Source organism: Kitasatospora sp. NPDC049285 (assembly GCF_040678815.1).
In the GTDB taxonomy this organism is placed as follows: domain Bacteria; phylum Actinomycetota; class Actinomycetes; order Streptomycetales; family Streptomycetaceae; genus Kitasatospora.
Genome location: NZ_JBFAQR010000009.1, coordinates 144,096 through 159,518 on the forward strand (window position 1 = coordinate 144,096; position 15,423 = coordinate 159,518).

Genomic DNA, 15,423 nt, shown 5'->3' on the forward strand with positions numbered 1-15,423 from the left:
GGGACGAGTGCAACGCGGTGGGCAGCGGACGGATTCTCAGTCGATCTGCTCGATGGCATGGGCGACAGCGCCAACGGCGCGAAGAGCGCTGGCAGCTGCCCGAGCTGCGTCTTCGGGTTGGTCTTCGAGAACCGTCGTTGGAAGCTGGCCGATGAGGAGTTTGCCGTGCCACAGACTGAGCCCGGTGAGCCGGCGGATCTCCTTCAGCACGTCCATGGTGCGGGTGCCAGGATCGGCCAGCACGACGCTGTACGGCACGTCGTCACAGACCAGCGTGAAGTACCTGACTTCGCCGCCCATGCCCCCTCCAACTGCCGGTCCTTGAGAGCCTAGCCCCACACCGTCGAAGGCGAAGAGGGCCGCACGCGGAGCAAGTTGTGCGGTAAGCGCTGCTTACCGCGAGCCCCGGCCAGCCGGAGCAAGTTGTGGGGTAAGGAGTCCTTGCCCCGGGTTCTGCTGGGCCGACGGCGGAGCAGCCGAGCCTGGCGGGCCGAGGGCGGCCGGACTTGCGAGCGGCTTGGAGCACGCGCCACTGCCTGTAGCTCACGCCCTTTGCCCGCCACCCCGTGCGCCTGTGCGCTCTCCCAGTGCCTCCCTGCCCGTCGATACCGTACGCCGCTGTGGCTAATAAGAAGAGAACGAACGGCCTTTGGCGCTACTGGGGGCTGATTGCTTTCGTCGTTGCTATGACCGGATGGTTGACCGCTGACTTCGGGCCCCTTGCGATCACAGCTCTGTCGGCGCTGAGTCTCCTGTGGTTTCTCTTCCAAGCGCCAGTCCCGTGCGCTGCGCTGAATCGTGGCGAGGCGCAGACGTGCCGCAACAACGGCCGCGGTGTTCTTCGGGGTTGCCATATCAAGCAGCATCAGTGGCAGAAGCTGAAGGGGCTCGTCGTTCGGCGTCGATGGCGAGAGATATCGGCGGACCTCTTCCCCAACGCGACTACCAGCCTCGCGAGCCTGGGCGCGATCGTTGCCCTCCTGTCGTCAATCATCGGCGTGGTGAAGTCCCTTACTGGTAAGAGCTGATGTGTGCTGGAGGCGATCGCACAGACCAGCCCCCACCAGCTGAGTGGGCAGAGCAAGTTGTCGCGTTGTATATCCCAACGGCTACTCGACAAGATTCCCCCGGCCGGAGGGCCAGGGGTTGGTGATCTCGGAGAGCCGCCTTCGCAGGGGCTTCTCCAGATCGAGGTTGTCGCCTCGGGTGGTGGTCTGCAGGAGTTCGGTGATGACCACGAGTTCGGCGAACGACCCCGTGGGAGTGTCGAGGATGTGCGCGAGCCGCCGCCTTATCTCGGCCGCGGTGTCGGGCACCAGGAGGCTGTAGGAATGCAGGAGCGCGGCGTCGTAGCCGGCGGGTGCGGTGCCCCAGCCTTCCCAGTCGAGGATCGTGAGGGTCGGGCCGGTGAGGTTGGCCCAGTGCAGGTCTCCGTGCGCGGTCGTCCAGGCGGGCGCCTTGGTGTCGACCGCCCTGCCGAGGTACTGCGGCAGGGCGCGATCCAGGTACTCCTGACGGACCGCCACTCGGTTGCTGGGGACTGCGGCGATCGCGTCGAGGGCGGTGCTGAGCGCGTCCCACCAAGCGTCGTCCAGGTCGGGGGCCTTCCGGAGGGTTGGTTCGTGGGTGGTGATGGTGGAAATGGTGATCTTGTCGTACAGCTCTGCCAGGTAGCCGTGCTCGCCCTCGGTCCAGGTACGCCGCTCCCGCAGGCGCGGCCGGGGAACCGCAGGAGGCATGAGCCGTTCTGCCTCCTGCGGTCCTTCCCAGAGCTTTCCACCGGCCTTGTCGGCCGGGGCGGACGCCAGGCGGAGCCAGCCCTCGCCGGACGCCGTGGCAACCGGGCGGCTGAGGGTACGCCCACGCCAGCCCCACGCTTCGCGCAAGCCGATCGGCTTCGCGTCGAGCGCTGTTGCGGCTATGGCGTGCATCCCGCGCATCCGCTCGGCGATGTCCGGCTCAGGTTCCGAGTACATCAACGACCTTTCGCAGCACGTCCGGAGACAACGGCGGGCGGCCGACGGCATCGGCGGCCTGCGTCCAGTGTTCCGGATTCCCCGTTGACAGAAGCACGCGTTTCACTCCGGTGGTCGAGGCGACGACGGCGAGGGCAGCCTGCGCGGGCGTGCTGCCGGGGCTGATCAGGTCGGTCAGCTCACGGGTCACGATGCCGGGGATCTCGCCACCGTGGAGCGGGGCGGAGGCGAACACCTCCAGTCCCGCATCCAAGGCATCGACCAGCGGGCCGTGTCCGTCGAGGGCCTGGGCGACGGCGCCGAGGTGGACGAGGGAGATGGGGAGTTGGATCGCCCGCAGGTGGTGCTGCGGGCCGCCGGCCTTGGTCGCGAGTTCGAGCAGGGCAGACACGTCGAAGAGCCCGCTGCTGAAACCGCGCCAGGTCGCCACTCCGTAGGAACTGATGACGCGCTGGCTGCACGCCTCCTCCAAGGCGAGGAACGCAGCGTAGAGCCGATCGGCGATCTCGTCTTCCTGACAGTCGTGTTCCGGGTTATGGAGGAACACCAGGTCGGGGACGTGGCCGAGCATGCGCTTGCTACGGGCGACCTGCCAGGCGATGTAGTCCGGCGCTAGGCAGTGCCCGCGCTTGGCATCACCGGCGGTGAGCGCACCAGCGCGTACGCCGATCCGCCGGGCACTGGGAGGGACGAAACCCACCTTCGTGGAGACGCCAAGATCCGGATAGGCCGCCAGAACCAGAGCCAGTGCCGCCTCCGCCCGGCCACCCTCGTAGTTGGGTGCGGTATCCACCCAGTCGGCACCCCTGGCAGCGGCCCTCACCGCGGCCTCGGCCACATCGCGACAGCGGTAAGTGCCGAGGCCCAGCTGGGCGGTCATCGTGGGCCTCCGATCGCGGCGGCCTGGCCGTCGACCAGCTCCGTCACGACACCGGCAGCCTGGCCGAGAGTGATGCCTGCGGCCTGAGCGAGATCGGCCAGCCGGTAAGACTCTCCGTCGGCGAGGAGCGCGAGCATCGGCTCGGCCTTGGCAGCGAAGGTCCACTCCTCGCCTCCGGCGGTAAGCCGGACTGTGCCATCGGGCCTGGTCGCGAGCGCGGGCCGCGTGGTGACCAGGCGTACCTGCAGGTCGGCATCCGGTGGGGCCGCCGTGATGTGGGGCAACGACGGTGCGAGCCGGGCTCGCTCGGTGGCGTCGCGGGCGGAGAAGAAGCGGGCGATCAGGTCGTCGCTCTTCAGCTCGGTCTCGATGAGCTTGCCGATCGTGTCGAGGAAGGCGCGTTGCTCCTCGGCGGCCCCGAAACGCGGGACATCCGCTCGGATGGCCTGGTGAGCACGCAACATCTCCAACAGCCAGGTGATCAAGTCGGCCCCCGTCGTGCTCTGCAGCCCGCATGTGACGTGCAGCGAGTGCTGGCCCTCGGAGGCAGCGACGGCGTGCCACCAGCCCCGAGGCAGATAGAGCACATCGCCGGCGGTGAGGACCAGATCGGCGACGGGCTCCTCGGGCGGTGGCTCGGGCGTCTCGACGTCGCGGTGCATTGGCAATGCGCGGGTGGGGCCGTAGACGCGCCAGCGCTTCGCGCCGTCGAGCTGGACGACGACCACGTCGTGATCGTCCCAGTGGACGCCGAAGCCCTCGGTGTCGGTCCAGGAGGCGTACAGGTTGACCTGCACGCCGGTTCGCAGCCAGCGCTCCAGCTGGCCGGCCAGAGTACCGATGCCGGGGTGGAGTTCGTCGACGGCATCCAGGACCAGCGTGGCACCCTCGGCGAGACGCTGGTGCAACTCGGAGGGCTGGAGCTGGTGCCAGACGGTGCTCCGCCGGGTGGTGATCGGCCGGGAGTAGGTGTGCGCGGGCACCTGCTCCCCGTTGGCGGCGAGGCGGAAGCGAGGGGGTTCGAACCGGTGGTGGGTCAGGATGGTGTTGAGGTCATCCCAGCTCATCAGCCCGGCGAGCGACGCGGCTTCGCCGCGTGCGACCTTGAAGCTGCGGCCGAGCGTCTGGGCGAGGAAGTCATCCCCGCCCAGACGCTCAACCACCGAGAAGTGCTCGGCGGTCATCGTGATGCAGCCGTCAGTCGTTGGTGTCGGTTCGGCCGGTGGAGCCGCCGTCCGACGGCTGCTCGCCACGCGAGCGGGCCGCGGCGACCTTCGTACGGGCGACCAGCAGGCCGTCACCCTCCAGCTCGGCGGTGGTGGTCGTCAGGTTCTCGGGCATGAAGTACTCCTTCGAGGTCATGGGGCGGGCCGACTGCCCGGCCCCGTCTTCGGTGCTGCGATGGATCCCGTGGCCCAGGCAAGCTGTGGCGGGGAACGTCAGGTGTGTACGCCGCATCGCCGTTGGCAGTGCGGCCACCTGTATCCCTCCCGCCCGAGGTAGGCAGGAGGAAGTCTCGTCAGACGTCGGTCGGCACGACTTCCTGTGTGCTCGGGGCAGCGGCCCGCACCAGCGCGGTCAGTCGTTCGTCCCCCGACACGGCGGCACTGGTGCCTACCTCGAACCAGACCCGCTTGCCAGCGGGGTCCGGCTCCGCGCCCCAGTCCGTCGCGAGCGCTGCCACGAGGAACAGCCCTCGCCCATCGGTGGCTTCGAGGTCGACCCCGCCGGGGGCCGGCAACTCGTGGCTGCCGTCCAGCACCTCGACGCGCAGCCGCTCACCGTGCCAGGACACGGACACGACGCACAGGGCGTGCGTGTGGGACACGGCGTTGGTGATCAGCTCGCTGGAGAGCAACTCGACGTCCCGGAGCGCGTCCTCCGCCAGCGGCACGTCCCAGTCGCGGACGGTCCGTATCACCCGGCGCCGGGCGTCCGGGACGGCCTCGGCACTGGGCAGCACGCTGAAGCCGAACGGGGCGGGCGCGGTGGTCTGGTGGGTGGCGACGGACATGCGCGCGGACCTTTCACAGGGGACGAGGTCGGCATCGGGCCGATTCGCGCCGGGATTCACCCGACAGGGATCTACAGAACTACCTCCAAAGCCGCTGAACCAGAGCAGAATTGATGCGGCATTGGGGGATCCGTGCTGCAAACCTGGTTATGACCTGGCTTGATGCGGTTACAGGCGAACTGACGTACCACTGGAGGACTTGGGATGGCGCCCAGGAGGTCCCGGCTGGTCCAGCGCCGGGAGGCCGTCGGCCACACCCAGGAATCGCTGGCCGAGGTACTCCAGGTGGACCGCTCGACCGTGGGGCGGTGGGAGAGCGGTAGGGGCACGCCACAGCCGTGGATGCGGCCGAGGCTTGCCCGGGCCCTGCGGCTTTCGGTCGACCAGTTGGCTTACCTGCTGGCACCCTCCGGAAGCACCGAGCCAGTTCCACTTCCGCCTGGCGACGACGACGCCATTGCTCCTGTGCCTGCCCTGAGCGGGGATCACGGTTGTGGTCTCGTGGCGGCAGTAGCGGCCGACTCAGCGGAGTCCGCAGGCTTCCTCCGCTTCGCGAGCGCCTCCAATGTGGATGACACGCTGCTGGAGCAGATCGACGCGGACATCGCCAGGCTGGCGGGGGACTACGTCAGTAAGCCCGTATCCGAGGTCTTCCACGACATCGGGGCTCTCCGACGCGGGGTGTTCGACCTACTCCACGGCCGCCAACACCCCTACCAGACAAGTCATCTCTACCTACAGGCCGGACGCCTCTGTGGTCTGGCCACGCATGTTGCACTCGACCTTGGTCAGTACACAGCTGCCGCTACGCATTCGCGAACAGCCTGGCGCTGTGCGGAGTCAGCCGGCCACAACGGCCTTCGGGCCTGGATCCGGTCTGTCCAGTCACTGATCGCCTACTGGCAGCAGGACCATCGCCAGGCGGCCGAGTTGGCCAGGGCCGGGTTGCCGTACGCGGACGGTGGGACGATCGCAGCCCGCCTGCTCAGCCTCGAAGCACGGGCCACTGCGGCGCTGGGCGACAGCGCGAGCGCGCTCCGAGCGGTAGAGGCGGGCGAGGCAGCAAGGAGCACTATGGCCGCCGTGGATCTCCCTGGCGTGTTCACTTTCCCAGAGGCAAAGCAGTACGCCTACGCCGGCACAGCCCTTCTTGCCCTGGGCAGCCAAACTCACGTGAACCGCGCCATCGAGGCGTCTTCCAGGGCCATCGCCATGTACGAGTCCGCACCGCGGCAGGAGCAGTCATCCGGCGACCTACTAGCCGCCCACCTTGATCTCGTCAACGCCCATCTCGCACACGGCGACCTCGACGGCGTGCAGGAGAAGCTCTCGGTGGTGTTGGACGCCGCACCGGACCGGCGAACGGCGAGCATCTCAAGCCGCCTTCGGGCGCTGAGCACTCGTCTCGCCGAGCCTGCCTACGCAGGCTCCCCGATCGTCCTGAGTCTCCGTGAGAATGTCAAAGATGCCTGCTCTCGACCCGCACTCACGCACCCTCCGGAGCCGCCACAGTGACGAGCAACACCGCACAGCAGGACGCTGCGGTCGCCGACAAGGCGATCCTCGCGAACAGCGCCTACGCCGACGGGCGCCACTTGGCCGCCCGCCAGTCGATCTACCAGTGGCAGCAGCCGCAGTACGACCTGCCCGGGCTCGTCGTCGAAGAGCTGGCCGGCACAAGCGGGACCGTTCTCGACGTCGGCTGCGGGAACGGCAAGTTCGTCAGCCGCCTACACAAGGACCGGCCGGACCTTCAGGTCGTCGGGACGGACATCTCGGCGGGCATCCTCGCTGACGTCGCGAAGCCGGTCGTGGTCGCCGACGCCCAGGTTCTGCCCTTCGCCGATGACAGCGCCGACGCCGTGCTGGCCTTGCACATGCTGTACCACGTCAGCAACATCGAGGCCACGATCGAGGAGCTGGCACGCGTCTGCCGGCCTGGCGGCATGCTCATCGCCTCGACCAACAGTGACACGGACAAGCAGGAGCTGGACCAGCTCTGGGCCAGGGCCGCAGGAGACGTCCTTGGTGTTCCCGAGGGGCCGGCCCGAGTTTCCCTCAGCTCTCGCTTCTCCCTGGAGAAAGCCCCGGTCTACCTTAGGACGGCGTTCAAGGACATACAGGTGAAAGAACTTCCCGGCATCATCGAGATCAGTGACCCCGCCCCGATCGTTGCCCACCTGGCTTCCTACGAGGCGTGGGCTGACCAGAGCGGCGTCCCGTTCCACGAGACCGTCAGCCGGGCGGCCGAGATTATTGCCGCCACAATCGCGACTGAGGGGTCATTCAAGATCGCGTGCCGGGGCGGCATCATGGTCTGCTATCCATAGGGACGGTGAGCATCAGGCGCATCATTGCTTAGAAATAAACTGGTTTGGGAGCCCAGCCGAGGCAGGCGTTGAGCACCGAGGTAGGGTCACGGTTTCTAGCAGGTCGTGAGGTGACTTCTTTGGCATGGCGACAGGACCGGCTCGACCCGGCATCCATCGCCTGTCATCCGCCATTCGCGGCGCACTCACGTCATCGCCAATAGACGATCGTCCCCCGGACGCTGCCCGCCAAGCCATGCTCACAAGGATTGCATTGCGAGCATTATGGGACCCTGGGTGCAGGGAGGTTGATCGTTCGAATACACATCGGCTGACTCACATGACTCCTAATCCACTCGTGATGCCTGTCCATCGGCGGCTCGATCGAAATTGACCCGCCCTCAACAGTGATGCGGAAAGTTCCGGCGCAGGATGTTCCGGCCGAGCGCCCGGCAGCCGGCCAGTTCGCGAGATGGCCTTTCGATGCTTGAGGCGGGAGAGACGCATGGCAGTTCGTGGAGAGTTGCGTGCAAGCCATCCGCACAGACGGGAAATTTGTTCGGATCTCGTCGACTACTTCGCGCAGTGGATTCGAATACTTTCCCCTCCCTAGTGAGAAAATGACAACCTCGGGCGTGATGGCATCGCAGAGAAGTTTGGCAAACTGTTCTTCCTGAGCTGCGCCACTATGGCCGCCATGGTGGGGATAGACCAGGGTGTGTGAGTTTAGGTCATCGCCGCGCTGCAGCAGATCCTCAAGCCCAGAAGCGTCAAGATCGCCCGGCAAAAACAAGGCAGGGTGTCCGTCGAGACTCACTTGCAGAACGACAGACATGCCGTTAGTCGTGATCTCTGGGCGGAATTTCCCCCTGGCTCCGGGGCCGTGCCCGATATCACGAAGCGTTGGATGTAGGATCCTGATACCAACTCGGTCCAGCGAGAGTTGCGAACCATCGGCGTTGCTTATGCCGATGCGCACTAAGAGTTGCCCAGAGTCGACCTGGTCTGTGAGGATAGCTAGAAGCTCATCCCATTTTCTTGTATCTTTTGAGCTGTCGGAATTCGCCCACACAGTCCCAATCTGGAAGCGGCGATTAGTTACCAGACGGAGAGCTCCTTGAATGTGATCTGTGTCTGCGTGGGATAGCACAAGGTGCTCGATCCGGTGGATTCCTGCATCGACAAGGGTGCTGTAGAGAAGCTTGTCGGATTTTGCGTCGACCACGACACAGCGGTTGCCGTCGCGTAGCACAGCAGAGTTCCCGTGGCCGACGTCGAGAATAACCGCCTCGACAGTATTGATCACGGCTGTCGGATTTAGCGCGGCCGGAGCTTGAAGCGTCGTCATCAAGCCCTCCACTCGGGTGGTGGGGTAGGGGCAGGCCGCAGGTTTCGGAAAAATAACTCGGCCTCATGCTCGGCGTAGAAATTTACCTCGCCAAGGAAGATCTGGTCGATGAGTTCAACCGAACGCACTCGATGGGCCGGTGGAAGGAGTGCAATAGGGATCGTCACCGGGACATCCGGCTGCCAGGCAGTCACCGTTACATCGAGGGTGGGTCGCCCAATATGGTCGTGTACATCAACCACTCGGATTGGCGTGAGGAACCCCTCTCGCTCTAGCAGCCTCTGACCTGCGACTTCAGCTTGCGCCACCTGAATACCTTCTGCAATGGCTTCGACGGACCCCGGCCCTTTTTTGACGATTCGTGGGATGCTATAGCGCCACTCTCTGATGGACGTAGCTTCGTCATCCTCGACGTAGGCGCTATAAAGAATCGCTGGCAACCCGCGTTCGTTGGCACGTGCAACAAGCTCGGCGCCATCGAAGGTGACGCCGCCGCGAGGATGCAGACGGTGGTCTGAGATCAAGGCATGACAGCCGCGCCCTAGAATCTCATCCAAAATATCGTCAATGCTCCGCGGGCCGCGGAGAAGCATTGAAAAGACCGAGAAATCAAGATCTTCAACCTGGTCGCATGCCCTAGCTAGATCATCTTCGCGGTCATCAACAACGGCAACCTGGAAGTCCTCATGAACGATCACGCGTTCTTGTCCCTACCTATCGCGGCCATCGGCTTGTCGGGGAAGGCGTACATGGAAGGACGCCCCTCCTAGCTCACCATTCGCCTCAGCTGACAGGTCCCCGTCCTCCAGAACCGTTTTTTTGCCGTGGAGATCGGCGACGATGTCTTTCACGATTGTCAGGCCAAGGCCGGTTCCGTCGGCGCTGCTGCCTTCGCCAGGAAGCCATATATCCCGTAGTGAGATTCCTTGGATTCCTGGGCCGGAATCAGCGACGTCGATAGTCACGTGATCGTTCTCGATACGGGTCCTAATCAGAACTGCCCGCTCCCGAGATGTATCGCCACGAGTGAAAGATCGAGCAGCGTTGATTACGAGGTTTGCGAAAATGGACTCGATATCTGCTGCTGGAGTTAGGACTCGGGCAGGTTGGTCGCACAGGTCTAGGTCAAGCGCAATATGCCAATCGGAGAGGTAGCCGCCGAACATTTCGACAAACTCGTGGCACGCCTCATTGAGATCAACTACTGTGGCGCGACGCTTCTTTCTCTGCAACATCCGGAGCGGAAGTCTGGCGAACGAATGAATCGAAGCAGCAGTGCTCTTTGCCCGACCTAGAGTCTTTTCGATCTTTTTTGCAAATGCATCGTCACCGAGGAGTGCCCTGGTGCGGCGTTCCACGGTGTCTAGGTCTTGACTGAGGCCTCCGGCGGAGCCGATGGATTCATGGGCGAATACTGCGGTACTAATCCCCACGGTGGCGAGGGAGCGGTAGAGCAGTCGATCTCGTTCGAGCTCCTTGATGAGAACATTCTGACTCTGTACCAGTTCGGCAACTTGCCTGCGCTGAACCGGCGGGAGTGCGTCAAGGACCGAATCAACCTTTCGCGCAGCTTCTTGTTTTGCTTTCCTGGCAGTTGCTGCAGCCCCAGTTCGCTCGCTTTCGCGGCGACCTAGCCGGACGCGTGCCGCCCAGTCGGTCGCGCGGGCAGCGAAGTCGCGCAGTTCAATGAAATGGGAATTCTCCTGGAATCCCATGCGATCGGTTTTGGGGATTAGCAAATTGTCGGGATCGTCAACGCTCATCCGGCCGATGCTGTTATTTGTACTGGGGCGCTCTTCTGGGCTACGAACCCTAAGCAGGTTGAGGTCGAGCCAGTCGAAGCCTTGATCGCCGTACGGGTGAACGCGGAGGCCGCGATGAAACAGGTGAACGCCGCCAACAATTCGCAGCCAAGGACGGAGGTCAGTATATTTTCGGCGAGAGTGCCGTGCGTCAAAGGAGGGCTTGTCGAGGATGAACATCCAAAGCTCAAAAGTGGCAGCTGGTGCGTGATACATCATCGGCGCCTCGTAGTGGCCTCGATGCTTACGCAGTGCCACGTCTCCGTGCTCGCCTCGGGCGATTACCTCGCCCTTCCAGTTGTATAGAACCGCACTGGCCATACCGTCTTCGTCGAGAGATGCTACGAGCTTGTATTCGGTTTCATCGAAGAATCCCCGATTCACTGCCTCGGACATGAGAGCGAACTGTGGCGCGTTGAGGGAGGTGGTGAATCCAGTGTCTTCATCGTCGAAGAATCCGGTAAGTAGCCGCATTGCCCTTGAGAGCCGCTCCATCTGGGGCTCGTCGAACCCTTGGCGGAGCTGATACACCGTGATGGTAGTTCCGGGCGCCTGATCGGTCCGTCGGGTGTCGACGGCCAGTTCCACTTCCTCTACCGTCTCGGCGGAATCGTAGTCCGACCAATTGATGTGAAGGACGTGGGCTACTCCAGGTTGGCTGCGGGGCCGGCTGACGAGTTCGACCCTCCTGCCGAGTCGTAGGGCCGCGAGACGCCCGAGGCCCTTCTCACCTACCTTGCGCCTGAGGCTGGCTGTCATGGGCGAAGTTGTCTTCGTGGAGCGCCCGATGAGGAGGAAGGACTCAGTGATGTCCTCTTCGGTCATCCCGTCGCCGTTGTCCTCCACGACCAGTGTCCCGCCGGCCTGTGAAGCGTTGTCCAGCGTGACAGTGCAGTGTGTGGCGTCAGCGTCGTAGGCGTTGCGGACGAGCTCGATGACACCCAGGTCGGGGTGTGGGATGAGCTCCTCGCCCAGGCGAGCCAAGATCTCTGTAGCGAACCGCAGGTGAGTGCTCAAGGATCCCCCTCCGAGCTGGGCCGACCCCAGGGTTCCATGGTCGACCAGACTGCTGCAGAATAGCGTCTGGCTGATCGTCAGGACCAGCTGTCCGCAAGGTTGCTAGGCAGTCGAGAAGGGGAGCTCGTGCGAACAGCTGGTTATGCGATGTTCACAGACCAGCTGAGGCTGCTGGCATCTGACGTCGCTAGGGGTGCTTGGGGCCGCGTCGAGCAGGACGTTCACGCAGCACTCAACGGGCAGGCCGCGGAGCGACTGCGGGCGCTAGTTCCTCTCCAAGTCAGGCGCGAGGAGGGCGCGTTCTTCAGCGGTGGTGAGGTGCGCTCACGGTTTGCAGAGTTGATCTCCGGGTGTGAGGCTGGTGGTCGGGCTGCCGCCTACTGGGATCCAACGTGTGGTGCTGGCGACCTCCTCCTGGCAGCAGCAGCGCAGCTACCTACGGGACCAACCCTTGGACACACGCTTCGCTTGTGGGGTTCTGCCCTTCGGGGCGAGGATCTTCAGAGCCCGTTTGTTGAGGTAGCTCGGCTAAGGCTCTTCCTTGCCGCGGCTGCGCGGCACGGCGGGGAGAGCGGGCGGTCTGGTATCAAGCTTGATGATGGTCTTCGTGCGTTCCGCCGGGTAAGGGTCGCTGATGGGCTGGCCTCGCTACGGTCGGCATCTGGCTATCAGGGGCACATGCTTCTCAACCCACCCTACGGATCCGTATCAGCTAGCGGTGACTGTGACTGGGCAACGGGATCAGTCTCCCAAGCTGCTGTCTTCGTTCTCGCTGGAGTACAGGCACTTGGACTGGGGCAGCGGGTCTCGGCGATCTTGCCCGATGTGCTTAGGAGCGGAGCTCGTTACGAGACCTGGCGGGGACGACTTGAAGGTGCCTTGAGCGTCAAGCGGGTAGACCTGTATGGACAGTTCGATGCTCATACGGACATCGATGTGTTCCTGCTTGATGGTGCTCGAAGGCGGCGATTGAAGACGCCGGCCCCCAGTGGGCTCTGGTGGCCAGCACCTATAGCAGAGGCTCGTGTTGAGGAGGCTTTCGAGATCAAGGTTGGACCGGTGGTGGATAACCGTGACCCCCACCATGGCCCAGAGGCGCCCTTCCTGACAGCACGGGACCTCGCGGAGGTAGAGGCAGGGCGAGCCACTGGGCGGACTAGGCAATTTGCGGGTCGTCTCGTAACTCCGCCGTTCGTTGCTATTCGCCGCACGTCCCGGCCGGGCCTGGGTACGGGTGGTGGCGCCCGCGCTGCCGGCGTGCTTGTTACCGGGCGAACGCCCGTAGCTGTCGACAACCATCTGATCACTGCGAAGCCAAAATCGGGTGGGGTCAAGGAGTGCCGTCGGCTGTTGAAGGTGTTGTCGTCGGAGGAGGTTTGCGAGTGGCTGGACCAACGCATTCGCTGCCGCCACCTGACGGTGGGCGTGGTTCGTGCGCTGCCATGGCCGGCACGAACTCGGTAGGGAGGTTCCACCGATGGGGTGGTTGGGGCGCATGGCGTTTCTGTCGGGCTACTCGGTCCGCGTGAGCTATGCGTGAGCGGACGGGCTGGCACGAGTCGTCTTGAGTCAGAAGCGCGAAACCTGCCGCATGGCGCTGACCAGCAGATTCAGCACCACGCGGCATCAGGCGTCACGTACCGTCATGATCCGGGTTCGTCTTGTAAAGCGGGGGTCGTCGGTTCGAACCCGACAGGGGGCTCATCTCTTTGCGCACGTCAATGACTTGCGAACGCAGAAAGGCCCCGGACCGATTGCGGTCCGGGGCCTTCTGACATCTCAAGCCGACATCAGCGGGTGGGCCGGCGGTGCTTCAGCAGCCGGTCCATGTGGCTCATCGCCGCGCGCTGGTTGTCCTGCACCACGTGGGCGTAGACCTCCATCGTCACCGATCTGGCTGTGCCCCAGGATCGCCAGAGGCTACTGGCGCACCGTCAGGGTCCGCCGCTCCAGGTCGATGTCCTGCCACCGCAGGCCCAGGATCTCGCCGCGCCGCAGGCCGAGCGCCACGGCCAGGACGAACGCTGGGTAGAGCGCGTCCGTGCGAGCGCCCTCCAAGAAGCCGGTTGCCCGGCTGGTGGCGCCGTGCCCTCGGGCAGGCACTCCCGGGCCAGGGCTCCGCCAGAACCGGCGGGTGAGCCTCCGCCTTGCCGCGCATACCGCCCCACCTCATCGATGGGTGCCTCGCCAACACCGGCCTGATCATGGACAGCTGACTGCCCCAGGCCGGCATCACGAGTTCAAGTTCAGTAGTAGCAGCAGGACTCGTTTGCCGAAGCGCGGCACTTGTTGGTCCCACCTAGGTTGGGACAGCGGAGATCCAGTGAATTGGATCTCCACCGTGCTGTACCGACGAAGGAGGAACGCATGGCAGGCAAGGCTAGCGTCGTGTTCGCCCACGGCTTGTGGGCTGACGGCTCGTGCTTCGCAAAGCTCATCCCCGCACTCCAGGCTGAGGGTCGCGAGGTCTTCGTCTCGCAGCACGGCCTCGACTCGCTCGAAGGCGACGTCGCCTGTGTCACCCGCGCGATCGACCACGTGCCCGGCCCGGTCGTGCTCGTGGGCCACTCCTATGGCGGAACGCTGATCACCAAGGCGGGTGTGCACGACCGGGTGGGTGCCTTGGTGTACATCTGCGCGCTCGCCCCGGACGACGACGAGACCTCGACGCAGCACTTGGGCGCATTTCCGAGCTCGCCGGTTTTCGAGCACCTCGAGGTGGCCGACAACCGCATCTACCTCAAGGAGTCGGGCATTGGCCACTTCTGCGGTGACCTGCCGCTGGAGGAGCAGAAGCTCGTGCTGGCGACCGCCACCCCGCCGATCGTGGACCTCTTCGACCAGCAGGTGCCCGGCAACGCCTGGCGAGCCAAGCCGAGCTGGTTCATCGTCGGGACCCAGGACCGCACGGTGAACCCGGATCGGCAGCGGGCTTCCGTTGAACGTATGAAGGCCACGGCCGTCAGCCTCGACAGCAGCCACGTCCCGATGCTCTCCCAGCCCGAGGCCGTCCTCGACGTCATCCGCAACGCCGCGAAGACCCTGGACTAGGGCCGAGGACCGCGAGGCGCGCCCCCTGCGAGCACCCGTCCGCGCCGCCGCAGCCGCGCGTTCGTTCGCATGTGACCGTCGATTGCAAAGATCACGACCTGTCGGCCGTAAAGCGGGGGTCGTCGGTTCGAACCCGACAGGGGGCTCAGCGCCAGATGTGACGGAAGGGCCGGCTCGCGAGGTTTGATCCTCGGAGGCCGGCCCTTTCGGCGTTGTCGGAGGCGATAGGCCGTCAGTCCCTCCGTGCCTCAACCGCGCTGCCGGTGATGACCAGGTCCCGGGCTGCTGGTCCTGCCTGCAGGTCGCTCCAGGCCGGGCACTGAGGGCTGCGCTTATCTGAGGGAAAGTCAGCCCGCACATCAGCCAGTAGGGCACAATTCCCGACCAGCGCACCCACGAAATCCGCACTCACTGGGACCCTCATGTCTTCCTACGGTCAGCCCTCCGTGCCGCCGATCGGCCCTCCGCCTGCGCCTCCGTACAGTCCTCCCCCCGGGCCTCCGTACGGTCCTCCGCCTCTGTATGGCGCGCCACTCATGCAACATCCGCCGCGCAGCAAAGCCGGCATAGCCGGTCGGATCGCCGCGCTGCTGTTCTTGCCGCCGCTCGGCTCCGCGTGGGCATGGTCCTCCACGCGCCTCAGCCGTGCTCAGCGAGCCCTCATCGTTGCCGGCTGCTGCCTGTGGACGCTGATCCTGATCGGCTCAAGTGGCGACAACCATGACACCGCCGGCACGACACCCGCTGGTTCCGTGAGCAGTGCGTCGGCCAGCGCTGCACCCAGCAGTACGCCCAGTCCCGCGGCGTCGTCGTCTCCGGAGCCCTCCCCGAGTCCGTCGTCGGCGTCGCCGTCGCCGTCGTCGTCGGTATCGGTCGCGGAGAGCCCGGCTGCGGCTCCTGCCGCCGTGGCCACGGCGCAGGTGGGGGAGAGCACACCCGCGACGTCTCCAGCCGGGGCCCCGGCCACCACGCCGCCCGCGCATGAGACGGTGCCGCCACAGCCTCCGGCGCCTGAACCCACTCACA

14 protein-coding genes and 1 pseudogene are annotated in these 15,423 nt (G+C 64.9%); 4 read left to right on the top strand and 11 right to left on the bottom strand.

Annotation, left to right across the window (positions count from 1 at the left end):
* Positions 1-36: 36 nt before the first annotated feature.
* Entirely contained in the window at positions 37-300 is a 264-nt protein-coding gene (locus tag AB0K51_RS09565; RefSeq protein WP_363452384.1) for a ribosomal protein L7/L12, read from the bottom strand.
* Positions 301-620: 320 nt separating this feature from the next.
* Between AB0K51_RS09565 and AB0K51_RS09570 the strand changes: the two genes are divergently transcribed.
* The gene (locus AB0K51_RS09570) at positions 621-1,028 is read left to right on the top strand and encodes a hypothetical protein (RefSeq protein WP_363452386.1); all 408 of its coding nucleotides are present in this window, start codon (positions 621-623) and stop codon (positions 1,026-1,028) included.
* A gap of 81 nt (positions 1,029-1,109) precedes the next feature.
* Here AB0K51_RS09570 and AB0K51_RS09575 read toward each other — a convergent pair whose 3' ends face one another.
* The 5 genes from AB0K51_RS09575 to AB0K51_RS09595 all read right to left on the bottom strand — a co-directional run bounded on the left by AB0K51_RS09575 (position 1,110) and on the right by AB0K51_RS09595 (position 4,870).
* A complete protein-coding gene (locus AB0K51_RS09575; RefSeq protein ID WP_363452388.1) occupies positions 1,110-1,739 on the bottom strand; it encodes a hypothetical protein in 630 nt (209 codons plus the stop codon).
* 220 nt (positions 1,740-1,959) lie between these two features.
* Positions 1,960-2,856: an aldo/keto reductase gene (locus tag AB0K51_RS09580; RefSeq protein ID WP_363452390.1), complete on the bottom strand. Its 897-nt coding sequence runs from the start codon at positions 2,854-2,856 to the stop codon at positions 1,960-1,962.
* Positions 2,853-4,040, bottom strand: a complete 1,188-nt coding sequence (locus AB0K51_RS09585; RefSeq protein WP_363452392.1) for a cupin domain-containing protein — start codon at positions 4,038-4,040, stop codon at positions 2,853-2,855. Before AB0K51_RS09585 ends, AB0K51_RS09580 begins: the two co-directional genes overlap by 4 nt.
* Before the next feature lie 13 nt (positions 4,041-4,053).
* Entirely contained in the window at positions 4,054-4,197 is a 144-nt protein-coding gene (locus AB0K51_RS09590) for a hypothetical protein (protein WP_363452394.1), read from the bottom strand.
* A gap of 178 nt (positions 4,198-4,375) precedes the next feature.
* Positions 4,376-4,870, bottom strand: a complete 495-nt coding sequence (locus AB0K51_RS09595) for an ATP-binding protein (RefSeq protein ID WP_363452396.1) — start codon at positions 4,868-4,870, stop codon at positions 4,376-4,378.
* A gap of 204 nt (positions 4,871-5,074) precedes the next feature.
* Here AB0K51_RS09595 and AB0K51_RS09600 point away from each other — a divergent pair, with 204 nt between their 5' ends.
* The gene (locus tag AB0K51_RS09600; RefSeq protein WP_363452398.1) at positions 5,075-6,385 is read left to right on the top strand and encodes a helix-turn-helix transcriptional regulator; all 1,311 of its coding nucleotides are present in this window, start codon (positions 5,075-5,077) and stop codon (positions 6,383-6,385) included.
* On the top strand, positions 6,382-7,200 hold the full coding sequence (locus AB0K51_RS09605; protein ID WP_363452400.1) for a class I SAM-dependent methyltransferase: 819 nt from the start codon (positions 6,382-6,384) through the stop codon (positions 7,198-7,200). The genes AB0K51_RS09600 and AB0K51_RS09605 overlap by 4 nt, the downstream gene beginning before the upstream one ends.
* A gap of 262 nt (positions 7,201-7,462) precedes the next feature.
* Here AB0K51_RS09605 and AB0K51_RS09610 read toward each other — a convergent pair whose 3' ends face one another.
* The 4 genes and pseudogenes from AB0K51_RS09610 to AB0K51_RS09625 form a co-directional block, all read right to left on the bottom strand.
* Complete coding sequence (locus AB0K51_RS09610) at positions 7,463-8,527, bottom strand: MBL fold metallo-hydrolase (RefSeq protein ID WP_363452402.1); 1,065 nt, start codon at positions 8,525-8,527, stop codon at positions 7,463-7,465.
* A complete protein-coding gene (locus tag AB0K51_RS09615) occupies positions 8,527-9,225 on the bottom strand; it encodes a hypothetical protein (protein ID WP_363452404.1) in 699 nt (232 codons plus the stop codon). The genes AB0K51_RS09610 and AB0K51_RS09615 overlap by 1 nt, the downstream gene beginning before the upstream one ends.
* A 12-nt stretch (positions 9,226-9,237) precedes the next feature.
* The gene (locus AB0K51_RS09620; RefSeq protein ID WP_363452406.1) at positions 9,238-11,346 is read right to left on the bottom strand and encodes a sensor histidine kinase; all 2,109 of its coding nucleotides are present in this window, start codon (positions 11,344-11,346) and stop codon (positions 9,238-9,240) included.
* Positions 11,347-13,136: 1,790 nt separating this feature from the next.
* Positions 13,137-13,407: pseudogene (locus AB0K51_RS09625) on the bottom strand (hypothetical protein); the annotation flags it as partial.
* A 306-nt stretch (positions 13,408-13,713) separates the two neighbouring features.
* Between AB0K51_RS09625 and AB0K51_RS09630 the strand changes: the two are divergent.
* A complete protein-coding gene (locus AB0K51_RS09630) occupies positions 13,714-14,397 on the top strand; it encodes an alpha/beta hydrolase (protein ID WP_363452408.1) in 684 nt (227 codons plus the stop codon).
* A gap of 649 nt (positions 14,398-15,046) precedes the next feature.
* Here the strand turns inward: AB0K51_RS09630 and AB0K51_RS09635 are convergent.
* Positions 15,047-15,331, bottom strand: coding sequence for a hypothetical protein (locus AB0K51_RS09635; RefSeq protein ID WP_363452410.1), 285 nt, complete (start codon positions 15,329-15,331; stop codon positions 15,047-15,049).
* Positions 15,332-15,423: the final 92 nt, after the last annotated feature.

Excerpts from the sequence above, each read along its gene's own strand:
- AB0K51_RS09565 (WP_363452384.1), bottom strand. The coding sequence starts at position 300 with ATGGGCGGCGAAGTCAGGTACTTCACGCTGGTCTGTGACGACGTGCCG.
- AB0K51_RS09575 (WP_363452388.1), bottom strand. The coding sequence starts at position 1,739 with ATGCCTCCTGCGGTTCCCCGGCCGCGCCTGCGGGAGCGGCGTACCTGG.
- AB0K51_RS09580 (WP_363452390.1), bottom strand. The coding sequence starts at position 2,856 with ATGACCGCCCAGCTGGGCCTCGGCACTTACCGCTGTCGCGATGTGGCC.
- AB0K51_RS09585 (WP_363452392.1), bottom strand. The coding sequence starts at position 4,040 with ATGACCGCCGAGCACTTCTCGGTGGTTGAGCGTCTGGGCGGGGATGAC.
- AB0K51_RS09590 (WP_363452394.1), bottom strand. The coding sequence starts at position 4,197 with ATGCCCGAGAACCTGACGACCACCACCGCCGAGCTGGAGGGTGACGGC.
- AB0K51_RS09595 (WP_363452396.1), bottom strand. The coding sequence starts at position 4,870 with ATGTCCGTCGCCACCCACCAGACCACCGCGCCCGCCCCGTTCGGCTTC.
- AB0K51_RS09600 (WP_363452398.1), top strand. The coding sequence starts at position 5,075 with ATGGCGCCCAGGAGGTCCCGGCTGGTCCAGCGCCGGGAGGCCGTCGGC.
- AB0K51_RS09610 (WP_363452402.1), bottom strand. The coding sequence starts at position 8,527 with ATGACGACGCTTCAAGCTCCGGCCGCGCTAAATCCGACAGCCGTGATC.
- AB0K51_RS09630 (WP_363452408.1), top strand. The coding sequence starts at position 13,714 with ATGGCAGGCAAGGCTAGCGTCGTGTTCGCCCACGGCTTGTGGGCTGAC.